Genomic DNA, 10,596 nt, shown 5'->3' with positions numbered 1-10,596 from the left:
TTCGGCGGCTCCTTGGACTATACTCTCGCAACAGGCATCGAAATAACCGTTGAAGAACTAGAAAAAGCAGGTGAAAGAATAAACAACCTGGCAAAACTCTTCAATATCCGAGAGGGCGTTGGAACGAGGAAATATGATTCTTTACCGCCAAAGATAATGACAGTACCCATACCTGACGAGGGAGTTGCAAAGGGAAGCGTTGTCAATAAAGAGGAGTTTGACTTGGGACTAGATGACTACTATGAAGTGCGTGGATGGACAAAAGACGGCATTCCCACCACTGAGAAACTCAACGAGCTGAACCTAGGCGAGTTTGCTTATATAGTGAAGAAAAAAGGAGAGAAGTAACTTGGCAAAGCTTCACGAAAAGAAGTTTGTATCAGCCGACCCCGCAAAATGCGTCGGCTGCTGTACTTGTGAGTACGCGTGTTCTATGGTGAAGGAAAAAACGTTCAATCCGACAAAGTCTCGAATACGTGTTATACGGCTTGGTCCTCTTGTGAACTTAGCAGTGGCGTGCAGACTTTGCGAAGATCCACCATGTGTTGCTGCTTGTCCAAGAGACGCGTTGTCTCAAGAAGAAAACACGGGAATAATCATGGTTGACGAAGATAAATGCAACGGGTGCGGCTGGTGCATTGAAGCATGCGATTACGGTGCAATCATGTTGCATCCAGAGACAAAGGTGGTTTACGTGTGCGATACATGTAAGGAACTAGGTTCACCCCAATGTGTTGAATGGTGCCCCGAAGAAGCCCTAGACTTCGTGACGGCGGATGTCCTTGCTCAAAAGGCTAGGCGTACAGCGGTAGAGAAGTTGTTCCATGAGGCTGTGGAAAAAGCTTCAGAATAAGATAGATAACGCGTTAAACTAGGAGATCTATTACGATGGACGCAGAGGAAAAGGAAGTTAATCAAAGGTTCCTATCTGTCAACCCTGAAAAGTGTGTCGGATGCAGCATATGCGAGTTTGCTTGTTCGTGGGAAAAAGAAGAGGTGCTTAACCCCCTGAAATCTCGAATTCGCATTATTCGAGGCCCTCCCTTCATACATCTAGCAGTTACTTGCAGACAATGTGAAGACACACCTTGCATACGAGCTTGTCCTAGAGATGCGTTATTTCAATCTGAGGAAACTGGAGCCATACTAGTTGATGACGCGAAATGTGATGGTTGCAAGTGGTGCTTAGAAGCATGCGAATATGGCGCCATAAGGTACGATGAAAACGGCAACACTGTAGTCATTTGTGATCTTTGCGATGGCAATCCTAAATGCAAGGAGATGTGCCCTGAGGAAGCGATAGATTTTGTAGCTGAAGAATCTGACATTGCAAAGACTTGGGTTGCAGCTTCCAAAAAGTGGATTGATGCGTCAAAAAAACTCGTCAAAATGGCTAAGGGCGAAGGCGTAACTGATTTTCTAACAGAAAGCAAAGAGATAATGGAACGTATCGAGGAAAAATACAGAGAGCTTTTCGAGAAGAAAAAGTGACTCTCTCAGCTCCCTTTTTGTCCAAGTCATTTGTAAACTTTTAGTCCACGAGACTTCAACGGCTCCACCACTTCAGGCATACTTAATACTTTCAGCAAAGCATAGCCTATAACTGCTATAGCTATCAAACTGCTCACAGTAATGCTTATCATCATAGCCATCCACACAGGTAAGTTTAAGCCAAAAATGTCTGGTGGCGCGAAAAACCACCAAAGATATCCACCGCCAACAATGATACCTATTGGGAAAGCAGCAACTATACATGCCAGTAATCGACGTTTTCGAAGCAACAGAACTAAAACTGCCGCAGCCAAATTAGCTATTGGCCCAAAAACTACGTCAACTGGACCGACGAAGGCATAAGCGTTAGTTAAAAGGCACCCAACAGTCACTCCAGCCACAACAGGCCATCCAAGCAACGCCACAAGAGCGATTAAACAGTCTGCAACACGCAACTGTACTGGCCCAGAAATCGCCGGATTCCCACCGGGGGTGACAGCTTGAACCAAGTTGATAACAACATATAAGCTGGTAAAGACAGCCATCAAAGTGAGATCTCTTGCATCCATTCTCAAATTTTCACCTCCACTATTCCGGGGTTTTTATGGCGGAACGGATGGGAGGCACCCACTCACCCGCCTACATTTGCCTAATCGACAGATTGAAGTTATAAAGGTAATGCTGATGGCATTACTCTATTTTTCGTGTAATCTTGTGAATTTCAAAGGAAGATGGGTTTAAAGCGTCCTTTACGGCTTGCCATCCTACTTCAGGGTCTATTTCTTCGCTGCATATGAAGATGTCTAAGGCAGCGTATTTGTGTTCTGGCCAAGTGTGGATTGAAATGTGGGTCTCGGCAAGTATGACAATGACAGTTATGCCTGTTGGCAAAAACTTATGATACGTGGTTTTAATTATTTTGCTTCCCATCTTTTGAGCGGCCGCTTCTAAGACATCCGTCAAGAATTTGGCGTTGTCAAGGTCAGCTCTGCATCCGTATAAATCCACTAATGATTCTCTGATTTGCTTCAAATTTTTCACTCCTCTTCGTTTTCTAGTCTTTTTCTCATTGTTGAGTGTTGCCTTTCGAAGCCGACCTCTTCGAAGAACAAGGCAGCGTCATGGTTAGTAGTGGATACTATAAGGTCTATTCTGCGAATTCCCTTGTTCAGGAAGTGATGGTTTGCTGCTTTCATGAGTTTCCTTCCGAATTCCTGATGGCGATGCTTGGGTTTCACGATGATGGTTTTTATGTATCCGAATTTCTCGTTTGTGCTTCTGTCTTTTTCCGTTCTCAGCCACAGCCAGCCAACAATCTCGTTATCCAAAAGCGCAACTTTAAGGTTATCATGACCCCTTTTTACCGCTTTTTCCAGCTTCTGCCTATGATACGCCTCATCTAGAATCGGCGCCTTTGGAAAAGATTTCCTCGCAATTTCTCTTTCAAACTCAAGTACCGCAGGAAAATCTGCCCACGCAAAATTGCGTAATACCAACCTATCGACCAAGGCTTCCTTCAGCTTTTGTTTCTTTATCAGCTTGAAACCTTTCACGCTTCCACATTTGGGACAGCCCCTCCCCTTTAGATCTTCAACAGTTCTAATCGCTTCAGTCACACCTACCATTAATTTTTCGCCACATCGACATTGATATGTCCGCACAGTTTGGGTAATCTCGCCCGTATAGAGCTTGTCGCTGAAAGCCCCCGTAATTAGAGGCTTCGTTTTCTCTGTGGTTTCAAGTCGCGCTAGAAAAGTTGTGTTAGCAAACATTCCTGCACCTTCATAAGTGTTAAAATTTGGGATTTGCTCGACAACTGCAAGTCCCATAGCACTCAAAGTCTTCTGCACCATCAACATTCTTTTGGGAGCTTTGTGGGCATAAGCCAAGTACACGCTTGCGCCCTTTTGTAGTTGAAGAGCTGTAATGCCGCGTGAAATAAACAGGGTTAAACCGGTAATTGTATAGGGCGGATCTGTGAAGACAACATCATATTTATGATGTAGATGTTTAGGAAGCGGTTTCCTAAGATCGCATTCGACACAAGTGATATTGAAGCTTTCCCCCTTAGAAACATGTTGAATAGCTCCCAGCAATCTCAAGTCCATGTCAACGACTGTAATCTCTCTTGCAGCTCTCAGCAATCCAACTGCGATAGATGTGAAGTCGTCATCGCCTAAAAACAGGATTCTTCTGCCTTCAACATCGCCCTTTTCCAGCATAAAAAGAGCTCTTAAGAGAGCTGTTTCGGGTGTTCCGTGTGCCTGATCTAACCATGGCAAAGGTCTTGGTCGTGTGCTCAGGTGCGTTCTCAACTTTTTCAGCAAGGGCACGAATTTATCTGGAATTTGGATGCTTCTTCCTTGACACTTTGGGCATATGAGTCTCTGAGAATAAATGAGTCCCAGCTGCTCCTTGACAAATTTCTCTCCTTTTTCGGTTAAAAAAGCGCCTCCGTTTCTGGCTACCAAACCTTCATGTTCCAACTCTCTTCTGACAGCTGCGGTAACGGGTACTGGAAGTTGCGTGAAATAAGCGAGGTCTCTGGTGCTTATTTTTTGGCTTCTGAAAATTTCTCGGAGTATTTTTTCAACAGCTTCTCCGCCTTCCTCTAACTTTGCCTTCTCAGAAATAATTTTTAACAAACTAATTCTGTCTTGAAGTCTTTCTGATTGCATAATATTTGTCTCAACTTAATGATTAGACTACGTCATCAATGAGGATGTGGAGGAATATTTAGTCTTTCCGTAATTTACTTCCTATATATTGGGAGATTGTCCTGAAAAAACAAGGAACCCTCTCCTATTTCTAGGTGTATTAGTGTTGTACATTTATACAGTAATGTTTATTAAGAAACAATATCTGAAGTATTAATAGACGCTATGAAGTTGGTTTCTTTGAAGTCGGAAGACCTTACCTGTCCCTACACTAAATGCGGGCGACCGTTTCAGCAGCCGGTGATGGTTACAGATTATTCCAAGCTTCCCCGTGAAACGTATTATGCTTGTCCACATTGCATGTTGCGGTTGGAGATGCTATTAGAAGGCGGTGGAGGGGACCATTTGGGGCATGTGCACATAAAAGCTATTGATGAGGAGGAAACATTATTCTCACAATTGGGAGCCACGGATAAAAATAGAATATCAGGAGAGGCTGTTTCGAGCCCGCAGGCAACTAGGCCTTCTAAAAGCTGTAGGCACTTCTTAGGATATCTACGTAGTCGTCCTGAAGAACTTGACATTCCTGACGAATGCGCCGTTTGTCCGCATATTATGCAGTGCTATATTAAGAGAGAATGACGCTGTTCGCGGTGTTTGTATTGCTTGTGTGGCTTTTAGATTAGCCATTTTATACATTCTAAACATTGCTTATAGGGATTAGCCTTACATACATCATCCGAGTGACATCTGTATCTTGAGCATTCTCCAGTATTTTAGAAGCCTGTACTATAAAGCCCGATTTAAGAGCCACATATTGAAAAGCTAGTCTGGCAACACTATATCCAGTTGCCTCTTCAAAGTCTTATACCGGTTCCTAACAGTAACCTCAGTGACACCCGCAGCCTCAGCAATATCCTTCTGCGTCTTCTTCTCTCCACGTATTAAGCAAGCAATATACAAAGCGGCAGCAGCTAAACCCATTGGATCCTTTCCAGCCGCAGCTCGCTTACGCTTCGCATCACGCAAAATTTTAATTGCCACACCCTGCGTCGGCCCCCTAATCCCAGTCTGCTCAGCAATCTTTGAAACATAAGTCAACGGGTCAGCAATAGGCATCTTAATATCCAACTCACGTAACACCAATCGATAACACCGCGCTACATCCTTCTTGTCCACTAAGCTAGCTTCAGAAATCTCTCGTAAAGTCCTCGGTGTACGGGTAGTCCGACAAGCCGCGTACAGAGAAGCAGCTGCAATAGCTGCAATAGAGCGGCCTCGCACCAAACCCTTATCCAAGGCCTTACGATAAACCACCGCAGCCTTCTCCTTAACCGAAGACGGAACATACATCTTATCCGACAACCGATCCAACTCAGACATGGCCTGCGCCAAATTTCGGTCAACACTCGAATGAACACGTGACCGAATCTGCCACTTTCTCAACCGCCACATCTGCAACCGCGTCGAGAGGGGCAATTTGCGACCAAAAGCATCTCTGTCAACACGGCCAATCGCTGTAGACAAGCCCTTATCATGAACCGAATATGATGTGGGTATCCCAACCCGGCTACGCGAAGCTTTCTCTTCCTGCGTAAAAGCCCGCCACTCAGGGCCTTTATCCATTATCTGCTCACGCAAAACAAGCCCACAATTACCACAAACAGTTTCCCCGCAGTCAGAATCATGGATAAGATTCAAGCTACCACACTCAGGACATTTATCCGTTAAGCGCTGACGCGCCATAGTCTTCTTGCTCATAGCAATACTCTTCCATGACCCAGACTAGCGTAAACCGGTCACAACCATTAATTTCCTCATCACAAACTTCGGAATTAAAAATCGCCCATTTGGCCGCCGTACTAAAGCCTTAGGCTTGGTCTTAATATATAAATCTTTCGATTTCGCCTTTCAGATTAACAAAACTAAAATAAAAAAGGTATTTCACATCAAGAACTTCATTCCTGAGCAAGAGTCAATTACATCAACCTTTCTCACAGCGATTGACGAAAACTCCAAGAGATAAGCTAGGACGCGCAATGAACAAAGAAAAACTCACGGAAAAACATGTTAAGCTGGATTATATTTATTAGAGGTGATTAATTTTTTTGACTGTATGAAGCCCGGTGGTGTAGCGGTCAAGCATTGCGGGCTCTGGACCCGCTGACGAGAGTTCGAATCTCTCCCGGGCTACCAACCACACACTTCTCACACATATTTGAAGAGTAGATGCTCTGAAAGCTGTTAATCAGCTGTTTCAAGTGGTTTTCACACGTCTTAGAAAGGTTGAAACCTGATTTCCTAGATTTTCTGACCATTTACGCGCGCGTTCAGAAGATCTGCAGGGTTTGTAGAAATGAGAGATAAGTGTGTGTGCCTATAGAAGAGACTTGAATGTTGCTAATGTTTACGCACAATAGCTTTTACATCAAAATCAAAACATAGATTTGCGGGGCGTACTTAAATTGGATGTTAATGAAATTATGGTTGAAAAAGTGGTTAGCATACGGGTTGATGCAACAATTAAAGACGCTGTGAACTTGATGAACATGCACGATATTGGATGCCTGATTGTAAGTAAGAATGGAGAAATCCAAGGAATAATAACAGAAAGAGACATTCTAAAAAGAGTTGTAGCAGAATCTAGGGATGCAGAACTTACCAAAGTATCAGATATAATGTCTAAACCCCTAGTAGTGGGAGGACCTACCATGTACATAGAAGACGCTGCAAAACTAATGTTTAAGAAGAATATAAAGAAACTCCCAATAACGAAGGATGGACAACTCATCGGCATAATAACCCTATCAGACATCGCTCGGGTCACAAATATAGAATCGCAAATCGCCAAGGTAGTTGAAGAACTGAAGAAAACAGGGTGGCTCCCCTCAAGAAAAATGAAGAAAGTAGTAGACTTTTACATATCGTGACCAACTTTCAAAAATCCGCTGAAAAACCTCTCTATTGTGAGAGATAAAAATTTCTCCAATCCCAAAAAATCAGTCTAAACACAGATTGACATCGCTAAGATGATAATAATTTCTAAAATAGGTTTTAGCTAGGAGGATTTTCCAGCCTTCTAAATTACAAGTTAATGAAAAATTTTGTAAACTTTAGAAATTTTTTCTTTGCTAGAAAGTCGTGAACTCAGAAGCTTGCTTTGCATGCCGATTATCTTTTCTCGAATGCCTTGCTTAACACCCAAATTCCCATCAATATCACAATAACAGAAACCCAGGGAACGTCGATGTTAAATCCACCGATTTCGTTTGCAATTCCAACTAAGCCAAAGATCAGTATGAGTCCGCCTATGAGCAACGCCCAGAAGTGTATTTTCGTCGCAATCTCACCTTTCAAAAGAATTCATATATTCATAATAAATAGCTTTCGCGTTCACACGACTTCTTAGTACCACAAAAACCTATGCAATAAAGAGACTGAAGGGAACAGAGAACCCTGAGGAGAAACATAAACAAGAATTGTTCGCACACGTGTGTCAATCAACAAGTTGTGCTTTGATTATTCTAACTTCTTGCAGTGGCCTGTCATCTTCATCTGTCTCTACCTTTTCGATGCTGTCAACAACATCCATCCCCTCTATCACTTTCCCAAGAACAGGATGTTTACTGTCCAAATAGTTATTGTCTACAAGATTTATGAAGAACTGGCTGCTTCCCGTATTTGGTCCTGCATTTGCCATAGCCATTGTGCCTCTATTGTTTCTGTTATGGTCCGTAAATTCGTCCGGTATTGTAGGTATTAAAGGATCACCATGTCCCGTTCCAGTAGGGTCTCCTCCCTGGATCATAAAGCCATCAATTACTCTATGAAAAATAGTGCCATCATATACTCCTTGTTGGACCAGCTCCTTGAAATTTCCTGCTGTAATAGGCATGTCATCATACAACTCAATTACTATGTCGTCCATGTTCGTCCTAAGCAAAACCCTATCTGTGCTTGAACCATTTTTGCCAACCATACTAAACAACACTATTACTACTGCAATAACAGCCAAAACAGCAACTATGAATATAGGCTTTTTGCTCTTGCGAGATTTACGTTTGTGAGACATATATTTGCCAGATTTACGCGCACACATATTAAATGTGACATAGCAACTCTCGATTAAAATATATCTGTACAGAAATATTCGGCATATCTGCAAGTACACATGTTCTGTTGCTCTAATCACATTCTGTGATTACTTTTTTGAGTTCTATTCCACTAAACAACTAGAGATCGAAAAGTTACCTTCCCTTTCGATTAGGTAAACTGGTCGGGATATATCAATATATGCGACTCTGGAAGAATAGTTCTACGAGCTCTCACACTCAAGTAGGTTTGGAAGTCTGCTAACAATACTTCATTAGCGTTTGTGGACCAGTTTTTTCAGGGCAATGGCTTCGCACGCAGATTTTTTTCCTCGAGTTCTCTTGTGGCAACTCTTGAGAGCCAGTAGCTGTCAAGCTTCTCTAAAGCCTTATCCAGGATGTCTATAATGTCCTGCAAGTCGGTGAATGGTATTGAAAATTTAACGTCTGAACGATTGGAATAGGGCTTCCGCCTAATCACAATTTTCACGTTCTTATAGTTGGTGAGGAATACTTCAAGTTGACCATAAATGGGGCTGGTTTCACCACCTACCAAACCTCGGGCTAATGGAATCGTTTTTGATTTTCCCATTGAACAGTTTTCCCCTTTATAATGTTCACGATTACGGTTAATTAAATCTTACGATTCAATAAGACATATCTATGCATCAACGAGAGATTATTCGTTGCTGGGTGCTAAAAAATAGGAGGAGCGAACAGGATAAACCGATTTGATGTCAATGTCTACTTTATTCAAGTTCCCGTATTTGATATATTACCAAAATCAAAATACAACGTAAAATGACATATATCTAAAATGGATCAATGAAAGGGCGAAGCTAAGGTCTAACGCGAAAGAAGCTTAGGTTGAAGGAAACGACGCAAGTGAAAAGAGTGAGGTATACGCATATATCAAAGGCTAATCTTTTTGTATTCATTTTCTAACAAGAATCAAATCCTTGTAACATTCCTCGGTTCCTTTCAAAGAACTCTCTAAAGGACTTTGTCAAATCATATTCTTCCACATCGCTTAAAGGGACCCAGCGCACGTCGAGAACATCGCTTCCTGCTCGGAGACTTCCTCCCTCCAAGTGAACAAGAAAATCGAGAATAACGAAGTGGTATCGCAATCTACCTTTTTCGTCTGGCTCCAAGTTATCTACTACGTCGATCAAGCTACGAACTTGTACATCGAGGTTAGTCTCTTCCTTAACTTCTCGAACGGTTGTCTCTTGTACAGTTTCACCAAGCTCAACAAGACCGCCTGGAATGCTCCATTTATTTTTACCTGGCTCAGAACCTCGTTTGACCAAGAGGATTTTGCCATTGCATATAATAACTGCACCTATGCCTATGATGGGCTTAGTGGGATATTCACGCTTCAAATAATCCATCCTGATATTGATTTTTCTCATAGTCTCTTGTTGGTAAGATGTGGTCTCAAGTAAACTTGAGGGTAGTGGGCCCGGGGCGATTTGAACGCCCGACCAACAGGTCTCTCATCCAGACGATTATGAGCCTGTCGCTCTGACCATACTGAGCTACGGGCCCTCTTCCCTATTTTGTAGAGTAACAGTGAAATTAAGGTTTTCCAGTTTTACGGGTAGTTCCAAGCAAAATGCCTAAGCCAAGGGAGAAGAAGGCAATGGAAAAGGTTTCGTGGTGGATGTCTGCTATTTCAAACAATACCCCATGTAAAATGTATTGGTGTAGGAGGATTAGAAATCCTAAGGAGAAGCAGAGATATACTAGGAATTGCATTGGTCTATACATTCCTTTACCCTCAGACTGTTGTGTTTTGATGTATGAAGATTTAAATATTCCCAGTTTCGTCAGAATAGTCGTTATGTTGCCGCTGTAGCTCAGTTAGGTAGAGCAGCTGACTCTGGTAGGGCTTATCAGGGGCTGACGCTGTTAACCAGTCGGTCGTAGGTTCGATTCCTACCGGCGGCGCCACCATAATAATTTTCGCAAACCCGCGACCCAAAAGCCGCGTAAGCAAAACACTAAAAAGCATGGAAATCAATTATTTATATTGGTTGTTAATAATGTTTGGCTTCGACCCAGTAAGGATGTGTTCATTCAAATATAGGGATAGAGTCACGATTTTTAGAGACGTACTTAAGACGATTAGGCGATACGATGAAGGTGGAAGAAAATACGCAATCATGAAACACGCCAGCCTAAGCTATGATCAGCTAAACAAATACCTACTCTTCTTAACTAATATGGGCTACATCACAGAAACCGCCGCACAATATGGGAAAAAGTACGAAGTTACCGAAAAAGGGCACACGTTCCTTAAAAGCCTTGAAGATTTACGTTTACATCTACGTCAAAAGTAAACACTCTGCTTA

The 10,596-nt window shown here is 42.6% G+C and carries 14 protein-coding genes and 3 tRNA genes; 8 read left to right on the top strand and 9 right to left on the bottom strand.

Annotated elements, in window-relative coordinates:
• The 3 genes from KAU88_00550 to KAU88_00540 all read left to right on the top strand — a co-directional run.
• Positions 1–348 (top strand): hypothetical protein (locus tag KAU88_00550; GenBank protein ID MCK4477005.1); only part of this gene is annotated, 348 nt, incomplete at its 5' end.
• Position 349: 1 nt separating this feature from the next.
• Positions 350–853, top strand: a complete 504-nt coding sequence (locus tag KAU88_00545) for a 4Fe-4S dicluster domain-containing protein (protein MCK4477004.1) — start codon at positions 350–352, stop codon at positions 851–853.
• A 35-nt stretch (positions 854–888) separates the two neighbouring features.
• Complete coding sequence (locus KAU88_00540) at positions 889–1,491, top strand: 4Fe-4S dicluster domain-containing protein (protein ID MCK4477003.1); 603 nt, start codon at positions 889–891, stop codon at positions 1,489–1,491.
• Between the two features lie 26 nt (positions 1,492–1,517).
• On the opposite strand, the gene KAU88_00535 is transcribed toward KAU88_00540, so the two are convergent.
• The 3 genes from KAU88_00535 to KAU88_00525 all read right to left on the bottom strand — a co-directional run bounded on the left by KAU88_00535 (position 1,518) and on the right by KAU88_00525 (position 4,169).
• Entirely contained in the window at positions 1,518–2,060 is a 543-nt protein-coding gene (locus tag KAU88_00535) for a QueT transporter family protein (protein MCK4477002.1), read from the bottom strand.
• A gap of 121 nt (positions 2,061–2,181) precedes the next feature.
• Entirely contained in the window at positions 2,182–2,523 is a 342-nt protein-coding gene (speD, locus tag KAU88_00530) for an adenosylmethionine decarboxylase (protein ID MCK4477001.1), read from the bottom strand.
• Between the two features lie 5 nt (positions 2,524–2,528).
• Complete coding sequence (locus KAU88_00525) at positions 2,529–4,169, bottom strand: GNAT family N-acetyltransferase (protein ID MCK4477000.1); 1,641 nt, start codon at positions 4,167–4,169, stop codon at positions 2,529–2,531.
• 219 nt (positions 4,170–4,388) lie between these two features.
• Between KAU88_00525 and KAU88_00520 the strand changes: the two genes are divergently transcribed.
• Positions 4,389–4,790, top strand: coding sequence for a hypothetical protein (locus tag KAU88_00520; GenBank protein MCK4476999.1), 402 nt, complete (start codon positions 4,389–4,391; stop codon positions 4,788–4,790).
• 183 nt (positions 4,791–4,973) lie between these two features.
• On the opposite strand, the gene KAU88_00515 is transcribed toward KAU88_00520, so the two are convergent.
• The gene (locus tag KAU88_00515; GenBank protein MCK4476998.1) at positions 4,974–5,894 is read right to left on the bottom strand and encodes a transcription initiation factor IIB; all 921 of its coding nucleotides are present in this window, start codon (positions 5,892–5,894) and stop codon (positions 4,974–4,976) included.
• Positions 5,895–6,268: 374 nt separating this feature from the next.
• Here KAU88_00515 and KAU88_00510 point away from each other — a divergent pair.
• Together KAU88_00510 and KAU88_00505 are read left to right on the top strand one after the other, a co-directional pair.
• Positions 6,269–6,344 (top strand) — tRNA-Gln (locus KAU88_00510).
• Positions 6,345–6,613: 269 nt separating this feature from the next.
• On the top strand, positions 6,614–7,078 hold the full coding sequence (locus tag KAU88_00505; GenBank protein MCK4476997.1) for a CBS domain-containing protein: 465 nt from the start codon (positions 6,614–6,616) through the stop codon (positions 7,076–7,078).
• A 241-nt stretch (positions 7,079–7,319) separates the two neighbouring features.
• Here KAU88_00505 and KAU88_00500 read toward each other — a convergent pair whose 3' ends face one another.
• The 5 genes from KAU88_00500 to KAU88_00480 all read right to left on the bottom strand — a co-directional run bounded on the left by KAU88_00500 (position 7,320) and on the right by KAU88_00480 (position 9,790).
• Positions 7,320–7,505: a hypothetical protein gene (locus KAU88_00500; GenBank protein MCK4476996.1), complete on the bottom strand. Its 186-nt coding sequence runs from the start codon at positions 7,503–7,505 to the stop codon at positions 7,320–7,322.
• A gap of 139 nt (positions 7,506–7,644) precedes the next feature.
• Entirely contained in the window at positions 7,645–8,127 is a 483-nt protein-coding gene (locus KAU88_00495) for a peptidylprolyl isomerase (GenBank protein ID MCK4476995.1), read from the bottom strand.
• A 410-nt stretch (positions 8,128–8,537) separates the two neighbouring features.
• On the bottom strand, positions 8,538–8,831 hold the full coding sequence (locus KAU88_00490) for a hypothetical protein (protein ID MCK4476994.1): 294 nt from the start codon (positions 8,829–8,831) through the stop codon (positions 8,538–8,540).
• Between the two features lie 349 nt (positions 8,832–9,180).
• A complete protein-coding gene (locus KAU88_00485; protein ID MCK4476993.1) occupies positions 9,181–9,654 on the bottom strand; it encodes an NUDIX hydrolase in 474 nt (157 codons plus the stop codon).
• Between the two features lie 45 nt (positions 9,655–9,699).
• A tRNA-Ile gene (locus KAU88_00480) sits at positions 9,700–9,790 on the bottom strand.
• Positions 9,791–10,090: 300 nt separating this feature from the next.
• On the opposite strand from KAU88_00480, the gene KAU88_00475 reads away from it, so the two are divergent.
• Together KAU88_00475 and KAU88_00470 are read left to right on the top strand one after the other, a co-directional pair.
• Positions 10,091–10,195: transfer RNA gene (locus KAU88_00475), tRNA-Asn, on the top strand.
• A 92-nt stretch (positions 10,196–10,287) separates the two neighbouring features.
• On the top strand, positions 10,288–10,584 hold the full coding sequence (locus KAU88_00470) for a hypothetical protein (GenBank protein ID MCK4476992.1): 297 nt from the start codon (positions 10,288–10,290) through the stop codon (positions 10,582–10,584).
• Positions 10,585–10,596: the final 12 nt, after the last annotated feature.

This window comes from Candidatus Bathyarchaeota archaeon (assembly GCA_023131225.1).
In the GTDB taxonomy this organism is placed as follows: domain Archaea; phylum Thermoproteota; class Bathyarchaeia; order Bathyarchaeales; family SOJC01; genus JAGLZW01.
The sequence above is the reverse complement of the archived record's forward strand: the minus strand, read 5'-3'. Positions and strand labels throughout refer to the sequence as shown.

Excerpts from the sequence above, each read along its gene's own strand:
- KAU88_00490 (MCK4476994.1), bottom strand. The coding sequence starts at position 8,831 with ATGGGAAAATCAAAAACGATTCCATTAGCCCGAGGTTTGGTAGGTGGT.
- KAU88_00470 (MCK4476992.1), top strand. The coding sequence starts at position 10,288 with ATGTTTGGCTTCGACCCAGTAAGGATGTGTTCATTCAAATATAGGGAT.
- KAU88_00535 (MCK4477002.1), bottom strand. The coding sequence starts at position 2,060 with ATGGATGCAAGAGATCTCACTTTGATGGCTGTCTTTACCAGCTTATAT.
- KAU88_00495 (MCK4476995.1), bottom strand. The coding sequence starts at position 8,127 with ATGGTTGGCAAAAATGGTTCAAGCACAGATAGGGTTTTGCTTAGGACG.
- KAU88_00515 (MCK4476998.1), bottom strand. The coding sequence starts at position 5,894 with ATGGCGCGTCAGCGCTTAACGGATAAATGTCCTGAGTGTGGTAGCTTG.
- KAU88_00525 (MCK4477000.1), bottom strand. The coding sequence starts at position 4,169 with ATGCAATCAGAAAGACTTCAAGACAGAATTAGTTTGTTAAAAATTATT.
- KAU88_00540 (MCK4477003.1), top strand. The coding sequence starts at position 889 with ATGGACGCAGAGGAAAAGGAAGTTAATCAAAGGTTCCTATCTGTCAAC.
- KAU88_00485 (MCK4476993.1), bottom strand. The coding sequence starts at position 9,654 with ATGAGAAAAATCAATATCAGGATGGATTATTTGAAGCGTGAATATCCC.